This is a genomic window from Bacteroidota bacterium (genome assembly GCA_016720935.1).
GTDB lineage: Bacteria > Bacteroidota > Bacteroidia > AKYH767-A > 2013-40CM-41-45 > JADKJP01.
The window spans coordinates 316,655-339,834 of the sequence record JADKJP010000002.1; the positions used below are offsets into that span (position 1 = coordinate 316,655).

14 protein-coding genes and 1 pseudogene are annotated in these 23,180 nt (G+C 41.2%); 12 read left to right on the forward strand and 3 right to left on the reverse strand.

Going from position 1 to position 23,180, the window contains the following annotated elements:
* Window positions 1-47 precede the first annotated feature (47 nt).
* The 4 genes from IPP86_01505 to IPP86_01520 all read left to right on the forward strand — a co-directional run bounded on the left by IPP86_01505 (window position 48) and on the right by IPP86_01520 (window position 4,176).
* On the forward strand, window positions 48-1,829 hold the full coding sequence (locus IPP86_01505; GenBank protein MBL0137189.1) for a T9SS type A sorting domain-containing protein: 1,782 nt from the start codon (window positions 48-50) through the stop codon (window positions 1,827-1,829).
* Window positions 1,830-2,098: 269 nt separating this feature from the next.
* Window positions 2,099-2,698, forward strand: a complete 600-nt coding sequence (locus IPP86_01510; GenBank protein ID MBL0137190.1) for a Crp/Fnr family transcriptional regulator — start codon at window positions 2,099-2,101, stop codon at window positions 2,696-2,698.
* Window positions 2,699-2,788: 90 nt separating this feature from the next.
* A complete protein-coding gene (locus IPP86_01515; protein ID MBL0137191.1) occupies window positions 2,789-3,808 on the forward strand; it encodes a methyltransferase in 1,020 nt (339 codons plus the stop codon).
* A 104-nt stretch (window positions 3,809-3,912) separates the two neighbouring features.
* Window positions 3,913-4,176 (forward strand): antibiotic biosynthesis monooxygenase, encoded by a 264-nt coding sequence (locus IPP86_01520; protein ID MBL0137192.1) that lies wholly within the window; start codon window positions 3,913-3,915, stop codon window positions 4,174-4,176.
* A 625-nt stretch (window positions 4,177-4,801) separates the two neighbouring features.
* Here IPP86_01520 and IPP86_01525 read toward each other — a convergent pair.
* Window positions 4,802-5,581 (reverse strand): hypothetical protein, encoded by a 780-nt coding sequence (locus IPP86_01525; protein ID MBL0137193.1) that lies wholly within the window; start codon window positions 5,579-5,581, stop codon window positions 4,802-4,804.
* A gap of 576 nt (window positions 5,582-6,157) precedes the next feature.
* On the opposite strand from IPP86_01525, the gene IPP86_01530 reads away from it, so the two are divergent.
* The 3 genes from IPP86_01530 (at window position 6,158) to IPP86_01540 (ending at window position 10,062) form a co-directional block, all read left to right on the forward strand.
* Complete coding sequence (locus IPP86_01530; protein MBL0137194.1) at window positions 6,158-6,886, forward strand: hypothetical protein; 729 nt, start codon at window positions 6,158-6,160, stop codon at window positions 6,884-6,886.
* Between the two features lie 29 nt (window positions 6,887-6,915).
* Window positions 6,916-7,392, forward strand: coding sequence for a hypothetical protein (locus IPP86_01535; protein ID MBL0137195.1), 477 nt, complete (start codon window positions 6,916-6,918; stop codon window positions 7,390-7,392).
* Between the two features lie 738 nt (window positions 7,393-8,130).
* On the forward strand, window positions 8,131-10,062 hold the full coding sequence (locus IPP86_01540; GenBank protein MBL0137196.1) for a hypothetical protein: 1,932 nt from the start codon (window positions 8,131-8,133) through the stop codon (window positions 10,060-10,062).
* Between the two features lie 648 nt (window positions 10,063-10,710).
* Here the strand turns inward: IPP86_01540 and IPP86_01545 are convergent.
* Both IPP86_01545 and IPP86_01550 read right to left on the reverse strand, forming a co-directional pair.
* Window positions 10,711-11,193, reverse strand: coding sequence for a cupin domain-containing protein (locus IPP86_01545; GenBank protein ID MBL0137197.1), 483 nt, complete (start codon window positions 11,191-11,193; stop codon window positions 10,711-10,713).
* A 660-nt stretch (window positions 11,194-11,853) separates the two neighbouring features.
* A complete protein-coding gene (locus IPP86_01550; protein MBL0137198.1) occupies window positions 11,854-14,994 on the reverse strand; it encodes a DUF3427 domain-containing protein in 3,141 nt (1,046 codons plus the stop codon).
* Window positions 14,995-15,302: 308 nt separating this feature from the next.
* Here IPP86_01550 and IPP86_01555 point away from each other — a divergent pair, with 308 nt between their 5' ends.
* From IPP86_01555 to IPP86_01575, 5 genes and pseudogenes are all read left to right on the forward strand, one after another.
* On the forward strand, window positions 15,303-15,716 hold the full coding sequence (locus IPP86_01555; protein MBL0137199.1) for a RidA family protein: 414 nt from the start codon (window positions 15,303-15,305) through the stop codon (window positions 15,714-15,716).
* A 733-nt stretch (window positions 15,717-16,449) separates the two neighbouring features.
* A pseudogene (locus IPP86_01560) lies at window positions 16,450-19,836 on the forward strand (isoleucine--tRNA ligase).
* A 409-nt stretch (window positions 19,837-20,245) separates the two neighbouring features.
* A complete protein-coding gene (locus IPP86_01565) occupies window positions 20,246-20,683 on the forward strand; it encodes a TraR/DksA family transcriptional regulator (protein MBL0137200.1) in 438 nt (145 codons plus the stop codon).
* A gap of 150 nt (window positions 20,684-20,833) precedes the next feature.
* Window positions 20,834-21,523 (forward strand): lipoprotein signal peptidase, encoded by a 690-nt coding sequence (locus IPP86_01570; protein ID MBL0137201.1) that lies wholly within the window; start codon window positions 20,834-20,836, stop codon window positions 21,521-21,523.
* A gap of 40 nt (window positions 21,524-21,563) precedes the next feature.
* Entirely contained in the window at window positions 21,564-22,937 is a 1,374-nt protein-coding gene (locus IPP86_01575; protein MBL0137202.1) for a M20/M25/M40 family metallo-hydrolase, read from the forward strand.
* The last annotated feature ends 243 nt before the right edge of the window (window positions 22,938-23,180 follow it).

Below are 23,180 nucleotides of genomic sequence, written 5' to 3' on the forward strand. Positions count from 1 at the left end.
GTTCATCAATATGGCAATACGATGTTGTCGCGGATACATGGGGAGTAATGACTACCAACTTCACTTCGGACTCACGATTTGGTTCTACAATATATTTAACGAATGATAAATTGTGGATCGTGAATGGAAAGTTCAGTGGAACGAGTTCTACAAGCTATATCAATACAAGTTATTTTTATAATCTGAGCAATGGAGATATTTCTCCAGGTCCTGCCAGTTATATTTTCTCAGGTATTTACCAGGAATCTGTTTTTTCAACCGGGTTTGTTGTGAACGGAAAATATTACCGGTGTTTTGGCGAATCTTATGGTGGCTATAAAGACAAAACAATTGGATGTTTTGAACCCAATGCCTGCGAAAATATTCCGTATTTCTTTCCAGTCGGTATAGACGAAGCGGGAATTGGCATTCAGCACAATTACCAGAATGCAAGTAAATTTTACCTGCCCGTAGATACAATAGGAGCAACCTTGTTTGTCGACGGAGTAGCCACCCAGATCAACGTGACCAGTTATACCGCAGGTCAGGTTTTCGAACAATGTGGAGAACACAAATTGCAATGGGTCATCAGCAGGGCAGGATGTTCGGATACTACCACCTATTGGCAAACATCTCATCCGATTTATCGTCTTGAGCGACGAGCTGAAATGCCATTGGGCAATTTGAAAATTCGTCATACACTCAATGCGACCAGTATCGGCAATACCGGTTATATGGGAATGGGAAATAAATATGTTGACATTCTTACGGAAGCCTATAAAGACTGGTATGCTTATGATCCTGCAACTGATTCATGGACAGTGAAAGCATCGTTACCAGTATCAGCAGAAAATCATACAGGTTCAGCAGGATTTTCAGATGGCACGAATGCATATATTTCCGGTGGAACGAAAGGCTGTTTTGGAAGCGCTTCCTGTTTTCTCTCCGACACCTGGCAATATGATCCTGTATTGGATACATGGACACAAAGATCCAATCTTCCCGGCGTAGGTCGCTACACTCCGGTTTCGGCTGTGATAGGCGATACAGCGTATGTTGGATTGGGATACTATTCGTTTTCAGGTGGCGGACAAATTGATAAATACCACATTCCAAGTGATACATGGACTAGCAGCGGATGGCCTTATGGCGCGAGTATGTCATCTGCTCCTATTGCATTCTCTTATGGAAACAAAGTATATGCCGGATACAATACATTGTTTGGTGGAGGAGCTAATCCGGGTTTGTATGAATACGATCAGTCCACAGGCGCCTGGTCAGGTCCGGTTTTAAAAGTGGGGGAACTCAATGGTGAACGTTTTGCAAAAGTATTGGGCAATGAAGCATTTATTTTCAATAATTATGTTTCAAAAATAGATCTGGACAGAATGAAAGTAATTCCACTCCAGTCGTTGGATATTCCGGGAGACACTTCTGTTGAATTCAGCGCAGCATTCTCTATTAATCACCAGGTGTACATCAGTCTGCTCAATCTTGATACAGGAAGTCCTCGTTTGGGAAATCATTTTTACAAATATGATTTGAACCAACAGGTTTGCGATTTGGATTCATTGATTCTAAATTCCGGACAATTGCTCAGCACAATGCCTGAATTAATTGTAACACCAAACCCTGCTCATGGAAAAGTACTGGTGAGTGTCTCCGGAAAACTATTTTCTTCCGGAACATATCAGTTATTCGATATCCAGGGACGTTCTGTCATGAATGGAAACTTCGCAGGAAAACAATTGGAACTCGATCTTACAAAGCAGGTATCCGGGATTTATACGCTTTTGTATTCAGAAAAGGAGAGTGGAAATTTGTATACAAAAAAGATTGTCCTGAACTGAGAATTTGAAAATTGTCATAAGGTATTTCAGGAAACTGTTGTTCCATTCGGAAGTTGAATGGACAAGTTGGCTGATTCCCGCCTTATTCTTTGCTCATTTAATTAAGTGAATTCACATATTAATAATTTCAATTCCCTATATTTGCTAAAGGCTGACAAACTAAAAAGCATATACTGTATTCGTTAGCCTGCTCTGTGATTCTTATCATCAATCTTCTAAACCTTTATTTCGATTGAGGATTCATGTCATTATTTAATTTTTCAAAAAAAATGCAACTCTATCGCTCAGAACTTTCTCCTTTGTTTGTTGATTTATTTCTGAATAAAATCGGATTGACGGAAACGGAATTTGAATTGGTGCTGAGTTTTTTCAAGAGAGAATACATTCCCAGGAAATATTTTTATCTGAAAGCCGGTCAGGTTTGCAAGCATTTCGCTTATGTAAGTAAAGGCTGCTTCCGGAATTATACGATTGACACCAAGGGCGGTGAACATATATTGTATTTCGCCTTTGAAGACTGGATTGTTGGAGATTTGGAAAGTATGTATACTGGCAATCCTTGCAGTATTTATATCCAGGCAATGGAAGATTGCGAACTGCTTTGCATTTCCAGTGAGGATCTTGCAAAAATGGAAGATCAAATGCCGAAATTAAAAGAGTGGCATCTTGCCAAGCAACGTAAAGCGCATCAAGCCTCCATCAACAGACTATCGGAAGTGAAATCACTCACTCCGGAGGAGCGGTATCTGCAACTTGTGCAAAAGCATCCTCAGATTTTTCAGCGGGTACCTTTGCAATACATCGCTTCGTTTCTGGACATTGAGCCACCATCCCTGAGCAGGATGCGTAAACGTCTTTTAACCAAATAGCATTTCTTAACCCGAGTTAAGTCGCCTTTTAACCGGGGTTATTGGAAACTCGTGTGCTTTCCAGTCTCTTTGTCGTGTAAATCATCAACCATGACAACAGCTCCAACAATTTCCCCCTCCACTCAAATGATGCAGATGATCACAGGTTTCTGGACATCCTGTTGTATCTACAATGCTGCGAAGTTGAATGTAGCGGATTTACTTCACAAGGATGCAATGTCTTGCGAGCAGCTTGCGGAATCAACACGTACCAATGCTTCTTCACTTTACAGAATGATGAGGGCTTTGGCAAGTGTCGGTATTTTCAGTGAAAACGAAAAAGGAGAATTCGCCAATACCACGCTGAGTGAAACACTGAGAAGTGATTTGCCTGGTTCTATGAAAGCGATGGCAATAGCACAACTCGGTGACCACTATCCTGCATGGGGGAACTTGTTGTATAGTTTGAAAACCGGAAATACCGCTTTTGAAAAAGTAGAAGGGATGAATGTCTGGAAATATTATGAAACGCATCCGGAAGAAGGTTTGAATTTTATGAAAGCGATGACCGGCTCCACCAATGCGGCTATTCAGAATGTAATTCCCATGTATGACTTTTCTTCGGCGAAAACTATTGTGGACATCGGTGGTGGAAACGGAGTGTTTCTGATGGCAATTCTCGACAAGGCTCCGCAGGCGACAGGAATTGTTTTTGATGAAGAGTATGTTGTGGACGAAACAATAAAGACAATTGAGGAACGAGGATTCAGTAAAAAATGTAGTGTTTCAGCAGGGAATTTCTTTGAAGCCGTTACAGAAGGCGCCGACATTTATCTGATGAAACATGTGCTTCATGATTGGAATGATGAGCAGTCGGTTCAAATTTTAAGAAATTGTTCTGAGGCCATGCATTCAGGAAGTAAAATGCTGGTCATTGAAGCAGTGATTCCTACAGGAAACACCCGGCATCCCGGAAAGTTTATGGACATAAATATGATGGCCATGACGGGAGGAAAGGAACGTACGGAGGCAGAATATGCATCTATATTTGAACAATCGGGATTGAAGTTGGCAAGAGTCATCCATACAAATTCACCCACGCTGAGTATCCTGGAAGTAACCAAAGCATAATAAAATTTTATTAATGAATATGTGTGTTCCGGTACACACAAAAAAACCGGAGGCGTATCCGAAAAGCCACACGAGTAGGACCCCATCTCAAAAAAACAAATCAAATGGTAAAAGGTTATGTAAGGCACAAAGTTGCCGATTTCGACAAATGGAAAGCAGTTTATGATCAGCATGATTCAACACGCAAGGAATTCGGTTGTAAAAAATCAGAAGTGTTCAGAAATGCACAGAATCCGAATGAAGTTTTAGTCGTTACGGAATGGGAAAATAAAGAGCAGGCTGCTAAATTCGACGGATCAGCAAGTCTCAAAACCGCCATGCAAAATGCCGGCGTTGTGAGCGCTCCTGAATTCAGCTTTGCTGAGTAATTTGTGAAGTAATATTTTTGTGGTGTCGGTGAAGAATCACTGACACCACTTTTTTTTATTTCAACGATTTCTGACGTTTGATTGCAGATTTTAGCTTGATCTTTTTCCATTGATCATAAGAGTACAGCAAATGGAGATTTCATACAGATCTAATGAATTGGTTCAAATTTCTTAATTTTCATATTCCTGGTCTGCTGAATTATTCCGGATTCATAATTCATTGAAATAAATTAAGAAGAATCCCAAAGTAATTCGCAGTGAGAATGGCTAAGTCATCCTTTATAATGGAATCTCAAGCAGTTTGACTTTCAAAACACTTTCTCATCCCCAAGTCCTAAATCAATACTCTCGAAACAACTCCGGAGGAGTTTAAGCATTGTAGAAAGCATTAAATGAAAACGTTTGGAAGATAGTCCAACGTTTTAAAAATTTAACCTAATAATTGCGGCTGCAGGGAGGAGTGTTGTGGGACAGGGTGTGTTATGGCTTGTCGAGCCATGGCGTTTAGAAACGTGATATCGTGCAATTAATGCTACCCGGCTACGGGTATTGAAAAAATATTTTGCACTGGTTTTGACAGGGCACATCCGGACTCTGAAGGTAAATGGATGAATGATTTGTTACCTTAGGGATGACTCGCGATTATAATTAGCTGGTTGTTGTTTTCGATCAGGCTATAATCGGCTGACTCAACAATGTTGTCGCCAGTAAGGTCTTCATGTAAGTAACCGGACAAAAAATTTTGGGATGCATTTTCAACAGCGCTATAGTCTGAGGACCCTATAGATTCATCCTGATTGACATCGCCGCTGAACAAAGCAAATCTACCATCGCCTAAATCCGTGAGATTGCTGCCGTATGCCTGTGATGCAGAAATAGTGAAGTCATACTGCATGTTATAATTTATGGTCACAGGGGAAACACTCCAGGTTTGAAGAGCATTTCGGTGTTTCAGAACGAGATAAAAAGTATTGCCGCTAGTTTCAATTGGGAAATTAAATTTTGCATTTCCGTCTGTACTTAGAATAGTGGTCGCTGAATATTGAATATCGTATGGAGCGACATTCCGGGCCAGCTGGAGGGTAAGGGTATCAGATTGCAAAGGGAATAGGAATGGATCAATAACGGCAGTCATCATCCCGCTTCCGATGTAGAAGCCCTCAATGAGCGCTTTAATATTTACAATGTAAACACTAATTTCCGGCTGCTGGAAACCTTGTGTTAATTTGTTGTTTGCAGATGAAAGTGTTGTATTGAAAGGTTCTCCCATCGTCCAGGAAAGTGTTTTTCCGTTGATACCGGTAGCAAATCCTCCACAGGAAGGCATGACCTTGGGGCTGAGCGTTTGAGAATGTGCTCCGGCAGCAAGAAAAATCAATATCAATATCTGGATCAAAGGTTTCATAAGAAAGGTTTAAAATTGAATATTATTGATAAAAAAGCTGTTGTTTTTTATTTTGATTTTGTAGAATATTTATAGTTAACCAATAACGTTTTAATAAATTAATCTGTGAATTCTTTAGAAATAATCAACTGAAATGTTTCAACTGATTGATATCTGATAAATGAATATTGAAAAACTTAATGAAAGTGCAATATATATAAATGTTGAACACCTTCCAAACCCGGCTATTGGTGAGCTTTTTGGATGCTTTGTTGTTTTTTTATTGCTCCTGCTTGAAATTTATGGTGAAGGATTTGACTGGTATATCATTTATTTCTAAATTGTGCCTTCTAACCATTAAGCACGTATTTCGGACAAAATTTATTGGAGCGAAAGCATAAAATATTCATATTTTTATCAAAAAGTACGTATTCCATTAAAATTTAGTCGGTTCTCCTTCTGTCTGTTCAACAGGCCTTCAACTGTATTGCCTGAATTAATATAGACTTTCAATCAGGGTTAATTTCTGATAGGCTTGAGTCTTTATGTAATGAGTACAGACAAAATTTCAAAAACTATAAAAATCGATCTGCTGATATGAAAAATCTGTGTCAATTACTTTTACTATTATTGATTATTGTTGCATCAAACTCTTTTGCTCAGTCACCTTCTGCAATCCCTTATCAGGCTGTAGCCCGTGACAATGCGGGCAATTTAATTGCGAATCAGAGCATCTCCTTGCGTTTTAGCATCCATGATGCAACAGCAGGTGGAACGGTTTTGTATCAGGAAACACAAATGGCAATGACCAATTCGCTGGGATTATTTACAACAACGATTGGGCAGGGAATGGTTATTACAGGAACTTTTTCGGGAATCAATTGGGGCGTCAATGCAAAGTTTGTTCAGGTTGAAATGGACGCTAGCGGAGGTTCAACTTATATTGACATGGGTACAACACAATTGATGAGCGTTCCCTATGCCTTGTATGCTGCGCGAAGTGGCGACATTCCTGCCGGATCCGCTAATGGCAATACTTTGCGTTGGAATGGTACAACGTGGATTTCAGATAATGCTGTTTTTAATAATGGAGTTAATGTCGGTATAGGAACACCTTCACCCGCAGCGAAGTTGGATGTTGCCGGTACTGTAAAAATTGCCGACGGCACACAGGGGGCGGGGAAAGTATTGACGTCTAATGCCTCGGGAGTTGCTTCATGGCAGGCCGCTTCAGGCGGTGCAACGTATCGTTGGGTTTCGTTTCACAGTTATGATCCGAACTTTGGATTTTACTTTGGCAATGATTTAAATATGTTTGGAGGGTAACGCCGGCAAATTGGACAGATGGAAATGCGTTGGCTTCACAAATTTCTCCCAATAAAGATATTCAACGCACATTCTTTCAGAAAAAGGGCTATGCAAAAGAGAATGCCTTGATATATAGCGATCAATTCATTACGAACACTTCAGTTGACGGACAGATGGTTGCACTTTTATTCAGGATTAGCAATTCTACAGGTGCTGCTATTAATTGGACTCCTTTTTTTCAATATTCTGCTTATACTGTTTGGGGAGAAAAAGCAAGTGTTACTTTAAATGGAGCCAACTCATGGTCTTCCGGTGCTTCAGGAAGTGCAAGTGTTACCTTATCTATTCCATCCGGGCAAACAAGCACGGTTATTTTTGTTTGTGGTTCCGGTGCTCCTACTACTATTGGCAGTTTTTATTTGCGTTCTACGCTTTTGGCATTTTATAATAACAGTTTGGTCTTGCCGGCAGGATTACAATTTGTCGACGATCTGGATACCGCTACAGGAGGTTGGGCAAATTAGTGACCCAATATTCATTTCTAACAGCACAACAGATCATGAATGTTGAATTGCTTTATTTTCTTTATTGCTGTAAAACTGTTTCATACAGATGAAGAAAGAATTCAGAAGATGAAAATATTTCATAAGCTTTTTTTTCACTTGAAATGTCTGACTCTGAAATGGCCAGACACAAAGACTTTCACGCAACAATGACTAAGCGAATACTGATTGCCTGCCTCTCATAAATCTACCCACCCGAAAAAACTCCGGAGGAGTTCAAGCATTGTAGAAGCAAAAAATGGAAAAAGTTTTGGAGGATACAACGACGCTTTAAAATGTATTACAATAAAAACATTTTCGGAGGAATGCTCTTGGGGTGGTATTTGAAATGGTTTATTGTGTTTTGAATTTATAGATACGTGTGGTGAAAGTAAAGCTACCGGCCTCCGTGGGCGGAATTAGTTTGCGCACGGGCTTTCACACAATATTCTGCCCAGATGGACACAGGATTTTGGAAATCCTGCACAGAGGGGCGGAATGTCTGTTCAAACAAATATGTATCTTTCGCAGCCGGGTACATTCCTCACATCAGAAAATGTATTGTACGATTCAGAAATAAATAGAACATTTGCAGTAATTGCCCGAAAACGAATTTTGCATTGAAATTTTTCTCAAATTTATAATCTAAATAAAATTGATCAGGTATTTAGAATACCTTAACCGAAATTTTGAATTAAAGATTTTCTAAAATCAAATACAATGAAATCACTAAAGAAATTCCGTCTTTTTAACTTCTTATTTTTATTTGTCGCACCGTCTATTCCTGCCGAAGCTCAGGTGCCCGTTTCAGCAGAAGTTGCTGTTGCAAAAAGTAAGCAATCAGATATTTTAGAACAAAAGAATCATTCATTGCCAAAAATATTGGACGACCGTCTTCTTGCAATGAATTTGACACTTTCTCGAAGTGCAAAAATAGTTGAAACGAAATCTACCTCAGTTTATTCACCCGCGCTCTTAAAATTTCTGGCCCGCCTAACTCCAAAGCAAAGATTAGCATTGCAAGATCTTCTGGATGCCGGTATCGTAACTGAAGCTGAAGTATTAAAAACTGGCGGGAAAGCCGCCGCATTGAAAACTCTTATTCAGGGAGCGTGGAGGAGGCATGAACTTGAATTGGTTATTGAAGCCTCACTTGCTAACGGTATACTACGTAAAGATCAAGTTGCAAAGGCCAGGAAAGAACCTCAGTTTCTCAAAGATCTTTTAAGAATTTCTGCGAACGGTCAGCTTCTTGGACTTGACGATTCCGAAATTAAAAAAGCTACTGATGCATATACAGCACGTGGTGGTGCAGCGGGCCGGGCTGCTGCTGAAAAAGTATTGATTGGTGAGACTTTTAAATCGCAATTTGGAATTGGGCTTCCGGACAATGCTTTTAACGCCTTTCCCAATCCGCGTACCCTTTTAAGTGTGTTAGCAGATTTTCAATTGACCGGACTGTCTGATAAAGCTACCGTCAGTGCATTAACCGACCCTGCATTTTTCAATAAAGTGAAAGCACAAGGTACACAACAGGCAGTATTATCAGTGCTATATGCTGATGATCCAGGGAGCCCGTTGTTTGCAGGTGCAAATGCTGTATGGCAAAATAATAATGGAAAATTCCAAAGAACAGGCCGTGCTACAATTGGGGGAAAGGCTACAAGTGGAACAAGCAGTTCTAAACAGACAGGATCTACTTCTACATCTTCTCAAAAGGGTTCCGGCTCATCAGGGAATAAGGGTTCAAATAATTCAACCACGTACGATCCGAATGTTTGGGCAGATGCTGGAACAGGCGAAACAGGGAATAATTCTTCAGGTTCATCCGGATCGGGTAGCGGGTCGACTGAATCCTCTGGTACTGGTAGTACAACGAGTGGTTCGGGATCAGGAGGAAGTTCATCAAGTGGTTCAAGTGGAGGAACTGGTTCAGGGACTTCTACCGGTAATACAACGGGCAATGAGACGACCAATACCGGAGGTTCTTCAACCGGAAGTACAGGCGGCTCATCCTCGGGAAGTCAATCCGGTAGTAGCACAAATTCCGGATCTTCCTCTAATTCATCAGGAAGTACGGATCAAACCAATCATGGAGGACGACGATATATGGGTACAGATTCTGAAAAGAACTCGGATGGAACTACGACAGTAGTGAGTTATTTTTCTGATGGAAGTTATATTGAAGGAGTTTACGATAGTAAAGGCAATCAGGTATCTCGAACTGAAGTGGCTGGTGGAAATTCTACTTTAGATGACTCAGGAGAGGATGCAACAATTACATACATACCACCTGAAAATGAAGAGGACAATTCAGGAGCAGATGCTAAAATGAGTGGAGATCCTGCTGATCCGGACAGTTACAGAGATCCTAAAATAGCAGGACTTATTTCCGGGGTTGCTGCAGAATTAATGGCAATGCAATTGTATGTTCGGCAGGCAAAAGCCGGAGGGGCAACGGATCCGGAAAGAGGTGATGCGGTTCAGTTTACACGAACGAAAGGACTTGTGATACCGGATAAAGTTTTTGGCCTTCTTGTCGGAGATGATCGGCGAGGAGGAGATGGCCGGGCTCCTTATCAATCCGTCGGCGATCCTTCATTGTTAAGAGCCAAAGATCCGGGAACGATTGATCCGGACAGAAATAAATAATTGTCATTCATCATATAAAAGGGTCACGTATTTTTAAACTCATCCATGTTTGCATATTTGAGATAGCGGAATTTTCTATCTAAGTATTACCAGATCTTTATTCAAAAAAGACCTTATTTCATCATCAGATAAAAAATCTACAGTGTACTTGTTTGTGCAGTGATAATCTGTTTTAAGATCAATTTCTAAACCGAAATTTGAAATTAATTTCTTTTTAGTATTGATAACACAATATCTGACACTTACTGTCGGAAAGAAAAAAACAACTTCGATTGTTTATTCCGGCTTTTCTTAATAAATACGATCGATAAAATTATAACAGCTTTAGCATATCCGTTGAAGCGGAGAGCAGATGTGCTGCGAAATGGATGAAGATTTTTTCAAAACTGCATCCAACCCGAATTCTGTGACTATTGTTTTACAGAATTATAATAATCTGCATTTCCTGGATTGATTTACTTGAAACAAAACTCCGGAGGAGTTCAAGCATTGTAGAAAAAGTAAAAGGAAAATACCCGGAGGATACACCTCAGATATAAATCATATCACAACAAATCCGGTTGTCGGGATGAATGTTGTGGGGTAGTATGTGGGATGGCTTATTGCGTCTATGTGTTGTTATCGTCAGGCGTTTCCTTTATCAAAACCTCATTCCACTTTCAATGGCGGCCCAACAACCTTCATATCATGGTCAGCAAAGACTTTTGCAATTTCCTCCTTTGTGGGTGGAGATGTCCATTTGTCGGTCACCTTAAAAAATGCTTCCATTTTTCCGGCGGGTAAATAGGAAACGATCATCTTGCCTTTTTCCGTCAGTTGCAGAAAAGCATGTTGCACATTTCTGGGAAGAAAAATTGTGTCTCCTGATTTCATTTGATATTTGTCCTCACCAACTTGAAACAAATACTCACCTTCAATAACATAAAACCATTCGTCCTGGAAAGGGTGAATGTGCAATGGAGGTCCGCCGTTTGGAGTAAGTCCGGTTTGTTCAAAAACTGCCAGATCATTTTCAGTGTCTGTTCCTGAGATTTTAATATCCAGGTTATTCAGGGTAACGCCTTTCATTTTGTAATGTTCTCCAAATCGGGCTTCACCGGCTTTTACTTTAAATGCCTTATCTGTTCTCATAAAAATATTGGTTTTAATTTTAGCAAAAAGACTCAATGGAAAGAGTGCAAGTGCCGATAGTATAAAGGTTCCCCGTTTCATTATAGTACTTGATTTATCTGGAAGTTTAATTCAGCACTCGCGTGTTAAACATGCCTTTAGCATGAGCACATTCAGTAAATGTACGAAACAGGAACTTAATAGACTTTAAACCTACCGAAGCCTGGTGAATGTCCAATGAACATCAGGTTAGAACTCCTGTTCCGCACCGGTCATTTTTAAAGTAAAGCAACTTCTACGGAAGCGTAATGATCTTCACACATTCTTACCCCAGAATATCTTCTTAGTGAAAATTGATCGCCTTTATCCCCTAAACCAATTCGCCCGAAAAAACTCCGGAGGAGTTCAAGCATTGTAGAAAGAATAGAAGGGAAATGTTTGGAGGATAGACTGACGTTTTAAAACTGGTGTACCGGCTTCCAACCAACGAAGAATGTTCAATCTCTAATCCTCCCTTTGTTCATTCGTCATCCTTAATTCTTATCTGGAAAGCCTTGAACTGTGGATGAATATCACACAGTTTAAGGGCACAGGATTTTGGAAATCCTGTGCAGCAATGAGCTTTTAGCTAGGGGCATATTCTGCGGAGCGGGTCTACGAAATTTCGAACTAATAATCGAATTAACCGATCGCCATCTTTGCTGAATCCTTCCATAGGTAAGGCGGCATAGGTTCATATAGCTCCCATTTAATGCTCATTGGCTTAGAGCCGTAATGTTCGATTAGCCTTCCTTCTCCTAAGAAAACGGAAGCCATGGTATTTCCATATTCGTCATTGTTTTTTTCACGCACAAAAAGTAGAATTCGTTTTTTTTCCTGAATGTGATTGATGTATGTTAGCCCTTTACCTTTTTCTGGACTCACGGAGTTTTGTGTTTGCCAATGAAAAATATTTTCACTGATTGCATAATCTTCATATAGGGTTGTCGGTGAAAAATCTTTTTCAGATTTATTTAGAGTAATAAAAAGCAATTCAGTGTTCTTTTCGGATGAGAATGCAACGCCTTCAATTTTATTGCTTTTAGCTTCAAATTTATGAAATCCAAATGCTGTAAGAATCTGCTCTCTTGTGTATCGACTATGCAATTTTAATGGTTGAGAATAAGGAAGAGAAATTTCACCTTCAAGAAAATCAATTTTATCAATTAGTATTTCAAGGACTTCAATTATTTCCAATGTCAATAATTTATTTTTTCCAATGGCTGTAATACTTTCTTCAAGCGAATTGAAGCCTCCTGCCTCCTGCCAAACATCATAATGAAGCATTAGGCACATTAAATTTTCTTCCTCACTTAGTTTGTTGAAATTGATTTTGAAATCTTGCTTAGCTAGTTCTAAAATAAATTGGAAGTAGGAAATTGAATTGCACGAAAGCCATTTCTTGCTAATAGCCCTGAATATTTCTTTTTCATTGGTTGGTGGATAATCTTCTATTTGTTCAGCCTTTGCACACAACCTTTTCCAATTATATTTTTTGTAAATTAATTGAAGAGGGATGTGATAAAATCTTGAAAAGTTTTTTAAAGAAAGCGGCAGGGTGGTTTGGTGTTTGTAATTGCGAATTTTATTCAGTAGTTGATTAATATTTAACAAGGTTGCACTACGGACATTTTGTAAAATAAATTCTTTTGCTTTTTTCTCTAAAACAATCGTGCATCCTAAAGGCAAATGTGGGAAGTCGTCTTCAATTTCCTTTTGAATGGAAGTGTTTGTTTTGCCAACTAAAGCTCTGAATTTTCCTTCCAAATCATACTCAGGTCGTGAATTACCAACAAAATCCAAAACAGTTAAACACTCTTTTCCTTCAGCCAACCTTAGACCTCTGCCTAGTTGTTGAAGAAAAACCGTTAAGCTTTCTGTTGGTCTAAGAAATAAAACGGTATCTATATCTGGAATATCAATTCCTTCATTAAAAATGTCAACGACAAAAAGGTAATTTATTTCTTTGCCTAAAAACTTTCGTCTAAGTTCTTCTCTTAATTCACTTTTGGAGCTAACTAAATAATCAGCTTTCAAACCAGCAAGTGAAAATTTCTCTGCCATAAACTGAGCATGTTCCTGGCTAACGCAAAAACAAAGTGCCCTTACCTCATTTAGATCTCTAAGATATTTGTGAAGGGTAGAGATAATTTCTCCAACACGTTTATCATTTTGAGTATAAATTCTTGTCAATTCACTTGGTAGGTATCTACCGTTTTGCCAAGTAGCATGTGACAAATCAACACTGTCTGTAATACCGAAATACTGAAATGGACACAGCAATTTTCTGTTTAATGCTTCTGGTAATCTGATTTCAGCAGCAATCGTATCACAGAAATCTTTCAGAATATCTTCTCCATCCATCCTTTCAGGTGTGGCAGTTAAACCCAAAAGAATTTTTGGCTTAAACCGATTTAAAATCGGACGATAACTTGAAGCGGCAATGTGATGAACTTCGTCTACAATGATGAAATCATAATATGATTCTGAAAGTTTCAGCGATTCAATTTTGTTATTGAGAGTTTGTACTGAAGCGAAAACACAGTCATATTTTTCGGGTTCAATTCCATCAACCCATAACTCCCCAAAATTATTGTCTCTAAAAATTCCCTGAAATGTCGCCTGAGCTTGTTGCAATATTTCTTTTCGGTGTGCAACAAATAAGAGTTTTGCGTTTGAATTATTCTTCTTAAAGTTTTTGAAATCAAATGCTGATATTACTGTTTTGCCAGTTCCCGTTGCAGCAACAATTAAATTTTTGAATCGATGGTGGACAGTTCTTTCCGTCTCTAACTTTTCTAAAATTTCCTCCTGAAATGGAAAAGGTTTAATATCAAAATAAACAGCCGGGTTATTGCGTTCATATACTCTTTCTTTTTTCAAGGCAATTCTCAACTTCTCTGTGTGAATTCTTTTGTCAAATAATTCGAATTCTTTGTCTTGCCAATAAGTTTCGAATGTTTTTTGGAACTTATCAATGATGTGCCCAACTTCTTTCGTTGTTACTTTGATATTCCATTCTAAACCATTTGTTAATGCTGATCGAGAGATGTTAGAAGACCCAATGTATCCTGTGTGAAATCCTGTGTTCCTGAAAAATAAATATGCTTTTGCATGCAATCTTTCATTGTCTGTATTATATGATACTTTAATTTCCGTGTTCTTCAAATCGGACAGAAATTCTACGGCTTTCAAATCGGTTGCCCCCATGTACGAAGTGGTAATAACCTTTAATTGTCCACCTCTTTCAGTAAATTCAAATAACTCCTTTTCAAAGATTCTTATCCCTGTCCATTTGATGAACGATACTAGAAAATTTATTTTATCAGATGAGAGAATTTCCTTTTTAAGTTCGCTTTCGAGAGAAATTCCTGCATTATTACCAGTAAATAACTCGCTTTGTGATAATCTTGTATAGGGCGTAATTTCTTTAAGGTGTTTTTCAAAATCAGAAAAGTTTGCGTCTAACTTTTTAAAAATTGCTGACAGTATTTTTGCTTCGGTCGCAATCAAATCCTCATCAAATTCTTCATCCTTTAATTCAGTGCGCAAAAGAAGAATGATTTTGTTTGAAAGCTCTATTTGTTTTTCTATACTGTCTTCGCCAGAAATCAGATTAAGTGCAAATCGAATTACCTCAATCAGATATTGGGAAAGCACTCTTGCCGCTTCATTCTTATCAATTTCATTTTCTTTTATATAATAAGTATTTCTTTCTAGGTTCTTTAACTTAGATGAAACCAATTTATTTATTAGTTGTTCATAGAGCCCTTGTTGAATCATAATTTCAGTTACTAAAAAAGCAATAATAGTGTTAAAATTTAGCTAGTTAAAACGCACTTCCGATTTCAAGTTAAGCAAGTTTTGTCATACATAGATGGTTCTATTTTTTATTTTAATCCAGTTAAAAGGATTGGCGGCCTCTCTAATTGTTTTTATTTACTTGCTAGCTCATTAAAATAACCCCAGGCACAGCTCAGTCACAAGCGGAGCACGGGCAAGGCGGAAATAAATAGCGGCTGAGTATCGTTCCAAAATTTTAAATCACGCAATCAAAAATTCCAGATATTCGCCCCATCAATCTTCTACATATGAGTGATCAGATCAATTCGAGTAAGGCGCCGGAGCCGGTGGGTTTGTATCCGCACGCGAGACGTGTCGGCAATCTTTTGTTTTTGAGCGGCGTGGGGCCGAGGGAAAGAGGGACGAAGAAAATTCCGGGTGTGGAGCTGGATGAAAAAGGGAATATCGTGTTCTACGATATCGAAAAGCAGTGCCGGTCGGTGTTTCAGAATGTGAAGTATATCCTGGAAGATGCCGGATCGGGATGGGATAAGATTGTGGATGTGACGGTGTATCTGACGAATATGAAGGATGATTTTCCGGTTTATAATCGGCTTTGGGCGGAGTATTTTAAGGAGAATCCGCCGTGTAGAACGACGTTGGAAATCAATTGTTTGCCGACGCCGATAGGCATTGAACTTAAGGTGATTGCGATTATCTGAGTGAAGATTTCGCACAGAGATTTTGGTGCTTGGTGGTTGGTGCTTAGTGCTTGGAAGGGGATGTTTTAATTTCTTGTTTTCGGGCTTTTATTATTGTTTTTTAGGAGCATGGTTGTCCTTAATTCCTTCTATAAAATTATTGGAAATCAATTGTTTGCCGACGCCTATCGACATTGAGCTCAAGGTGGTGGCTACTATCTGAGATTTAGTTATGAGTTAAGAATTATGAATTATGAGTTGTGAGTGGAAGCTTCTAATTCGTGGTCCATTAAATTATTATTCTTTTGAGATTTCCTAGCATCACGATCTTCCTTTTCTTTTTTAAATGTTAGAAAACCAGTCGTTTACGGAGTGATAATGGTCACTGAAGATCACGGATGGGCATGGATGCGGTGGATTTTGGAATTTATACCGTAAATAATTCGTCCCCCGTCCCTTCTTACCAATTTCAGACGTTCTAATTCAGCATATATCATACGCCGGTTGTCCCCCGTCCATCGTCCCTCTTCCCATTTTCAGACTTAATAATTCAGCTAATTGATACCCCGTCCGTCCCCCGTCCCCAGTCCCTTGTCCCCTTGCAACTAAAAAGCTGAAAAACAGTCAATTTTGACACACCAAGTTGCTTTCCAATAGCTTTTATTTTCCTTATTTTTGCGGGCCTTAAAATGGGTGGGGTGGGATTGGTGGTTTTTGGGGATTTTGAGGTTTAAGAAATAAATGAAAAGACTGTATGTCATTGAAATACAGGGAATTTAAGCAGCTTGACCTGCCTTCTGTTTCCAGGGAAATCCTGGCGAAATGGGAAGCGGAGAAGACTTTTGAAGCCAGCGTGAACAGCCGGGAGGGCCGTCAGTCCTTTACTTTTTACGAGGGGCCCCCGTCGGCGAACGGACTTCCCGGCATTCACCATGTCATGGCCCGGGCGATCAAGGATATTTTTTGTCGCTACAAAACACTCAAGGGTTTCCAGGTGAAACGCAAAGGTGGCTGGGATACGCATGGTTTGCCAATCGAACTCAGCGTTGAAAAAACACTGGGCATCCGCAAAGACGATATCGGCAAAACAATTTCCATCGAAGATTACAACAAAGCCTGCCGCAAGGAGGTGATGAAATACAAAGATGTGTGGGACGATCTCACACGCAAGATGGGTTATTGGGTGGATCTTGATCATCCTTACATCACTTTCACCAATGATTACATCGAAACATGCTGGTATCTCCTGAAAGAACTTTACAAAAAAGATCTTCTCTATAAAGGATACACCATTCAGCCTTATTCTCCTGCAGCGGGAACGGGATTGAGTTCGCATGAGTTGAATCAGCCGGGGACGTATAAGATGGTGAAGGACACCACAGCGGTTGTTCAATTTAGAATTCTGAATTCTGAATTAGGAATTGAAGGTCCGCTTTATTTTCTTGCCTGGACGACGACACCGTGGACGCTTCCTTCTAATACTGCTTTGGCAGTGGGAGCGAAGATTACGTATGTCATGGTGCAAACGTATAATCCGTATTCGCATCAACTTGTGAATGTGATTCTGGCAAAGGATCTCCTGGGTCGTTATTTCCCGGAGAAAAATGCGGAATTGAAAATGGAAGATTACAAAGCAGGCGACAAAGCGATTCCGTTTCGTGTGCTGAAAGAATTTACCGGAAAAGATTTTGAAGGTGTTCGCTACGAACAACTGCTTCCCTACGCGCAGCCTGCGGATGGCGATGCTTTCCGTGTGGTGCTGGGTGATTTTGTAACTACAGAAGACGGAACAGGTATCGTTCACATCGCGCCGAGTTTTGGTGCGGATGACTTTCGTGTCGCGAAACAGAATGGAATCGGTTCCCTGACACTGGTCGACAAGCAGGGAAAATTTACTTCCGAACTTGGTGAATTCGCGGGGGAGTATGTAAAAGAACAATACCTCACCGACGAAGAAAAAGAAACAGAACGCAAAAAACAGGGCGGTGAAAAATATTTATCGGTTGATGAACGTCTTGTTATCAAACTGAAGAAAGAAGGAAAAGCATTCAAAGCGGAGAAATACGAACACACGTATCCGCATTGCTGGAGAACTGATAAACCGGTTTTGTATTATCCGCTTGATTCCTGGTTCATCCGCACCACAGCGAAAAAGATCGCCTGGTTGAACTGAACAAAACGATCAACTGGAAACCGGAGAGTACAGGTACGGGAAGATTCGGCAACTGGCTGGAAAATCTGGTCGACTGGAACCTGAGCCGTTCGCGCTATTGGGGAATTCCATTGCCGATCTGGAGAACGGAAGATGGCAGCGAAGAAATTTGTGTGGGCTCCGTTCAGGAATTGCACGATGAAATTGAAAAGGCAATCAAAGCCGGATTGATGAAATCGAATCCGTACAAAGAAATTGAACAATCTACATTCAACATTCATCAATCATCATTTGATCTCCATCGTCCCTATGTTGATGATGTAATTCTTGTTTCCGCTTCCGGCAAACCAATGAAGCGCGAACTGGATCTGATCGATGTTTGGTTTGACAGCGGCGCCATGCCTTACGCGCAGTGGCATTATCCTTTTGAGAACAAAGGAGAATTTGCTTCCGCATATCCCGCGGATTTCATCGCGGAAGGTGTGGACCAGACACGCGGATGGTTTTTCACTTTGCATGCAATCGCTGTGCTTGCATTTGATTCGATTGCTTTCAAAAATGTTGTGAGCAATGGATTGGTGCTTGACAAGAATGGAAATAAAATGTCCAAACGTCTGGGCAATGCCGTGGATCCGTTTGAGACATTGAGTAAATACGGTCCGGATGCGACGCGCTGGTACATGATCAGCAATGCTTCGCCATGGGACAATCTTAAATTCAACATCGAAGGCATCACTGAAGTTCAAAGAAAGTTCTTTGGTACCTTGTACAATACCTATTCTTTCTTCGCGTTGTATGCAAATATCGACGGCTTCCGCTATGCTGAACCGGAGGTTCCATACAGCGAAAGAACAGAGCTTGATCGCTGGATTTTATCCGAATTGAATTCGCTGATAAAAGTCGTGGATCTTGCTTATGCGGATTACGAACCGACAAAAGCCTGTCGTGCGATCTCAGATTTTGTGAGTGAGCATTTGAGTAACTGGTACGTGCGTCTGAGTCGTCGTCGCTTCTGGAAAGGCGATTACACCAAAGACAAGATCGCTGCTTACCAGACCTTGTATACTTGTCTGGAGACTGTCGCGATTCTCATGTCGCCTGTTGCTCCGTTCTACAGTGACAGTTTGTTTTGTGATCTGAATGCAGTTTCCGGAAAATGGAAGGTGAATTCTGTTCACCTGGCGGATTATCCTGTGAGCGCGGAAGAGCACATCAACAAAGGTCTCGAAGAGCGGATGGAACTTGGTCAGCAGATTTCTTCGATGGTATTGTCGCTGCGCAAAAAGGTGAATATCCGTGTGCGTCAGCCCTCTGAACAAGATCCTCTTGCCCGTGCTGGAAGAGGGTTTCCGCGAGAAAGTGGAGCTGGTGAGGGATCTGATCCTTGCGGAGGTGAATGTGAAAGACATCGAATACATCCACGATACCAAGGGCATTCTGACCAAGAAGATCAAGGCGAATTTCAAAGTATTGGGAAAGAAAGTAGGTGGTTTGATGAAAGATGTTGCCACTGCTATTTCCGGTTTTTCACAGGAGGATATTTCCCGTTTTGAGCAGGAAAAGCAATTTTCGCTCGAGGTAGGTGGACAAAATGTACTCCTGGTGCCCGAGGATGTGGAGATCAGTTCGGAAGATATTCCGGGCTGGCAGGTGACGAGCGAAGGCCGCTTAACGGTGGCTTTGGACATCACGATCACGGAGCAACTGAAGGAGGAAGGCATTGCCAGGGAATTCATCAACCGGGTGCAGAATTTGAGAAAAGACAAGGGCTTTGAGGTGACCGACAGGATCGACCTGAAAGTGCTGAACCACGCGTCAATTCTGCCTTCCCTGATCAATAATAAAGATTATATTTGCGCGGAAATTTTAGCAGCCTCACTGGAATTGGTTGAGCGTCTGGATGGCGAAGACGCGGTAGAAGTAGAGGTCGACGATGATATTTTAACACGAATCAGCATAACAAAACACGTAGCGTCTCTCGTTAACTGACCCCTACCGGAGCCCTCGCCTTAATCACACAGTAATTCGTTTTCACATGAGCAAAAAGTCTACTAAAAAAGCGAAACCCGCACCGAAAGCCAAAGCAAAGCCTAAGGCCAAAGCAAAACCGGCTCCAGCAAAGAAAGCTGCGAAAGCGAAACCTGCTGTGAAAGCGAAAGCAAAACCTGTTGCCAAAGCAAAGGCAAAAGCTCCAGCGAAAGTGGTTGCTAAAAAACCGGCTGCTAAACCGGTAGCAAAAGCAGTGAGTAAAGTTGTGAGTAAACCTGCAGCGAAAGCTCCTGTAAAACCGGTAGCAAAAGCTCCGGCGAAAGTTGTTAGCAAGGCTGCTGAACCAAAGAAACCTGTGGCTAGTCCGCCACCTAAACCAACAGAATCTAAACCTGCGATTTCTAAACATATGCCATTTCACAAAAAGCACGAGCCCGCGCGTGAGATTGTACGCACGCCGGAAGAGAGTGGAAAGAACCGTTATTCCGACAATGAGCTGGAAGAGTTTCGCGACATCATCATGAAAAAACTTGAAGATGCACGTCGTGAGCTGATCACCCTTCAGGCACAACTTACCGCTGCCAACGAGCACGGTACCGATGATACTGCCAGCACTTTCAAAATGCTGGAAGATGGTTCCGATTCACTCGCGAAAGAAGAAGCCGGACAACTTGCAAGCCGTCAGAAGAAATTTATCGAGCAATTGGAAAACGCATTGGTGCGTATCGAAAATAAAACCTACGGCATCTGCCGCGTAACCGGTAAACTCATTCCAAAAGAAAGACTGCGCGCTGTTCCGCACACGACACAGTCTATCGAAGCAAAATTGAAACAATACAGAGACTGAGAGAGTGAATATTGAAGGGTGAAGAGTAAAGAGTTTGCAAAAGCACTCTTCACTCTTCACCCTTCACTATTTAATAAGCCACACCCACACTCACACTCACACTCACACTCACACTCACACTCACACTCACTCCCACACTCACACTCACACATGTCTTCCCTCACTTCCAACCCTCTCTTCAAGCGCGCGGCACTCATCGTGTTTCTCGTGTTGCTTATGGATCAGGTGGTGAAGATCTGGATCAAGACACACATGTATCTGGGTGAGGAATATGAAGTCACGAAATGGTTTGTGATTCATTTCACGGAGAACAACGGGATGGCTTTCGGAATGGAATTCGGTGGCAAGGCCGGAAAAATATTTCTCAGTCTGTTCCGGATTTTTGCATCGCTTGGAATCGGCTGGTACCTGATTCATCTGGTTCGTCAGAAATCGCATCCGCTCATCATCACCTGTTTCGCTTTTATTTTCGCGGGAGCTGTCGGCAACATCATCGACAGCGCGGTGTACGGATTGATTTTCTCCGACAGTATGAATGGTGTTTCTACCTTTCTTCCTCCGGAAGGAGGTTACGCGGGCTTTCTGCACGGTCGTGTTGTCGACATGATTTATTTCCCGCTCGTCTCCGGACGTTTTCCCGACTGGCTGCCGATCTGGGGCGGAGACACGTTTTTGTTTTTCCGGCCGGTATTTAACATCGCTGATTCATCGATATCGATTGGCGTTGTTCTTTTTATTATTTTTCAGAATAAATTTTCGCATACCCTGAAAAAGAAAGACGATGAACAGGTGACAGAAGCCGCTCCGGTTGTGACGGATTCTGCAGAAAACATTTCGTAGCCTTTACGTTTGCAGGGGATAAATTTCCATACACATCTCTATGAAAAAACTGCTGCTTGCATTCTGTATCCTGTTTTGTTCCGCATTCGTTCATGCACAAAACACGGACAGCCTCATGATCCGGAAAATCTATTCTGAAATTTTATTGAATGGAATGGCGCATTCCTGGCTAAGAGATTTATCGGTGAATGTCGGAGCCCGACTTACGGGTTCACAGGAAGCGGAAAAAGCTGTGCAGGTTACGGAGATCATGATGAAAAATGCCGGTGCGGATTCGGTGTGGTTGCAGCCGGTGATGGTTCCGCATTGGGTGAGAGGCGCGAAAGAAAGCGCGAAGATCATTGAAGCAAACAAACACGAACAGGAAGTTCCGGTTACAGCACTGGGTGGTTCTGTTTCCACTCCCGCGGAAGGAATTACGGCAAACATTATAGAAGTAAAAACATTTGATGAGCTGGAGAAACTGGGTCGTGAAAAAATTCAGGGGAAAATAGTTTTCTACAATCATCCTTTTGATGAAACACTGATCAATACATTCGAAGCTTATGGTGAAGCGGCGGAGTATCGTTGGTCGGGGCCGAGTGAAGCGGCACGTTATGGAGCGATCGCTTCTGTGTGTCGTTCGATGACAAACGCAAGCGATGATTTTCCGCATACCGGAGCGATGGGTTACAATGATTCATTACCAAAAATTCCCTGCGCCGCGATCAGTACCAATGCCGCGGATCTGCTCAGCAGGATTTTGCGTTCGAACGCGGAGACAAAATTTTTTCTGAAACTCAACAGCCAGATGCTCGACAGCGTTTTATCACACAATGTTGTTGGTGAAATTCGCGGCAGCGAACATCCTGAAGAAATTATTGTAATCGGCGGACATCTGGATTCCTGGGACACCGGAAAAGGCGCGCACGATGACGGAGCAGGAGTGGTGCAGGCGATAGAAATTATCCGTGCGATGAAAGCACTTGGAATAAAACCAAAACGTACCATCCGCGCTGTTGCTTTTATGAATGAAGAAAATGGATTGCGTGGAGGAAAAAAATATGCGGAGCTTGCCGGAAAGAATACTGAAAAGCATATCGCGGCGATGGAAAGTGATGCCGGTGGTTTTACACCTTATGGTTTTGGTTTTGATATGAGCGATGAAAAACGCGCGATCGTAAAAAAATGGACTCCTTTATTCCGACCCTATCTGCTCTGGAATTTTGATGAAACGCATGGTGGCTCCGACATCGGTCCATTGAAGCGCGAATTGAAAGTGCCACTGATCGGCCTGGTGGTGGATTCACAGCGATATTTCGATTATCATCACGCCGCTTCGGATACATTTGACAAAGTGAACAAACGCGAACTGTTGCTGGGAGCCGCTGCGATGGCTTCGATGGCGTACTTGCTGAGTACTTACGGACTTTAAAATTTTCGTCCCATCGCGTTAATAATTTGCCTTACTAATATTCGTGCATTCGTGGCAATAAAAACTCCGTTGGTCCAAGTCCGCTAGCGCACGTGCTTTCCTTAAAGACATGTCCCATCAAGGCTTAATTAGAAAGTCAAAAATCAAAAGTCAAAAATATTCAATGATCAAATCCTTTGAAAGAAAAGGAAATTAATTCTCAAGGTTGTTGAATAGAAACCATTCGTGCATTCGTGGCAATAA

Coding starts and splice junctions, on each gene's coding strand:
- IPP86_01505 (MBL0137189.1), top strand. CDS start 48: ATGACTACCAACTTCACTTCGGACTCACGATTTGGTTCTACAATATAT.
- IPP86_01510 (MBL0137190.1), top strand. CDS start 2,099: ATGCAACTCTATCGCTCAGAACTTTCTCCTTTGTTTGTTGATTTATTT.
- IPP86_01515 (MBL0137191.1), top strand. CDS start 2,789: ATGACAACAGCTCCAACAATTTCCCCCTCCACTCAAATGATGCAGATG.
- IPP86_01520 (MBL0137192.1), top strand. CDS start 3,913: ATGGTAAAAGGTTATGTAAGGCACAAAGTTGCCGATTTCGACAAATGG.
- IPP86_01525 (MBL0137193.1), bottom strand. CDS start 5,581: ATGAAACCTTTGATCCAGATATTGATATTGATTTTTCTTGCTGCCGGA.
- IPP86_01530 (MBL0137194.1), top strand. CDS start 6,158: ATGAAAAATCTGTGTCAATTACTTTTACTATTATTGATTATTGTTGCA.
- IPP86_01540 (MBL0137196.1), top strand. CDS start 8,131: ATGAAATCACTAAAGAAATTCCGTCTTTTTAACTTCTTATTTTTATTT.
- IPP86_01545 (MBL0137197.1), bottom strand. CDS start 11,193: ATGAGAACAGATAAGGCATTTAAAGTAAAAGCCGGTGAAGCCCGATTT.
- IPP86_01550 (MBL0137198.1), bottom strand. CDS start 14,994: ATGATTCAACAAGGGCTCTATGAACAACTAATAAATAAATTGGTTTCA.
- IPP86_01555 (MBL0137199.1), top strand. CDS start 15,303: ATGAGTGATCAGATCAATTCGAGTAAGGCGCCGGAGCCGGTGGGTTTG.
- IPP86_01565 (MBL0137200.1), top strand. CDS start 20,246: ATGCCATTTCACAAAAAGCACGAGCCCGCGCGTGAGATTGTACGCACG.
- IPP86_01570 (MBL0137201.1), top strand. CDS start 20,834: ATGTCTTCCCTCACTTCCAACCCTCTCTTCAAGCGCGCGGCACTCATC.
- IPP86_01575 (MBL0137202.1), top strand. CDS start 21,564: ATGAAAAAACTGCTGCTTGCATTCTGTATCCTGTTTTGTTCCGCATTC.